The organism is Paraburkholderia sp. BR10937, from assembly GCF_040965695.1.
Lineage (GTDB): Bacteria > Pseudomonadota > Gammaproteobacteria > Burkholderiales > Burkholderiaceae > Paraburkholderia.
On the sequence record NZ_JBFRCL010000146.1, the window covers coordinates 1 to 1,143 of the forward strand.

Sequence of the window (1,143 nt, forward strand, 5' to 3'; positions counted from 1 at the left end):
GGTGACCCGTCCTGAACCAGGTTGACACTTTTTCCACCCTTTGGAAGGAGAGTCAATTGGAATCGAGGATCAAGCGCACACAGCGGGACTACAGTCTCGCCTTTAAACTGTCGGTGGTCGAGCAGGTAGAAAAAGGCGAGATGAGCTATCCAGAAGCGCAGCGCCGCTTCGGTATCCAGGGTGCCTCGACCGTACTGAAGTGGCTGCGTAAGCACGGTCATCAGGACTGGAGCGGCGGCGCTTGTGCACGTAAGGGAGTGGTCATGGGAAAGCCTGCGGGCAAGGTGCCGCTCACGCCCGAGCAACGCATCAGGGAACTCGAAGAACAGCTGAAGCAGGCCAACCAGAAGGCTCAGCTGCTCGAAGCCGTCGTGGATGTCCTGAAGAAGGACTACGGGGTGGTCGTAAAAAAGCCTTCAGGCAGGTCCTTGCGCAAAAGCTCGTCGAAGGACTGAGCGTGGCGGGAGCCTGCCGGTATTGGGGAATCAGTCGCCAGGCGTACTACCGGCAGTGCCAGTGCGAATGCCGACACGCCGCGCGCGCCGAGAAAGTGATCGCGCTGGTCACGTACACACGATTGCGTCAACCCCGTCTCGGTACGCGCAAGCTGCACCATCTGCTGGCAAAACCGCTTGGCGAAGCGGGGATCAGGCTTGGGCGCGACAGCCTGTTCGAGATTCTGCGCAACGCGCGTCTGCTGGTGAAACCCCGGCGTGCGTATCACAAGACCACTGACAGCCATCACCGCTTTCGCCGGCATCCGAATCTGCTGAAGGATGGCCCGCAAAAGGTGGTGCCCACCGGGGCCGAGCAGGTATGGGTCGCTGACATCACGTATCTGGCCACGGCAGGAGCGTTTGTCTATCTGAGTCTGGTGACGGATGCCTGGTCGCGCAAGATCGTCGGTTATCACGTCCATGACAGTCTGCACACCGGGCAGGTCAGCGAAGCGCTCAAAATGGCGCTGCGCGGCAGAAAGACCCGTCAGCCGTTGATCCATCATTCAGATCGTGGGCTTCAGTATTGCTCTGCCGCTTACCAGCAGCTTCATCAACGCCACGGGCTGACGTGTTCGATGACCGATGGCTACGACTGCTACCAGAATGCTCTGGCCGAGCGGGTCAATGGCATTCTCAAGACAGA

General features: G+C 59.6%; 1 pseudogene. It reads left to right on the forward strand.

The features are described 5' to 3' along the window. Window positions 1–56: 56 nt before the first annotated feature. Window positions 57–1,143, forward strand: a pseudogene (locus AB4Y44_RS42360) (IS3 family transposase); the annotation flags it as partial.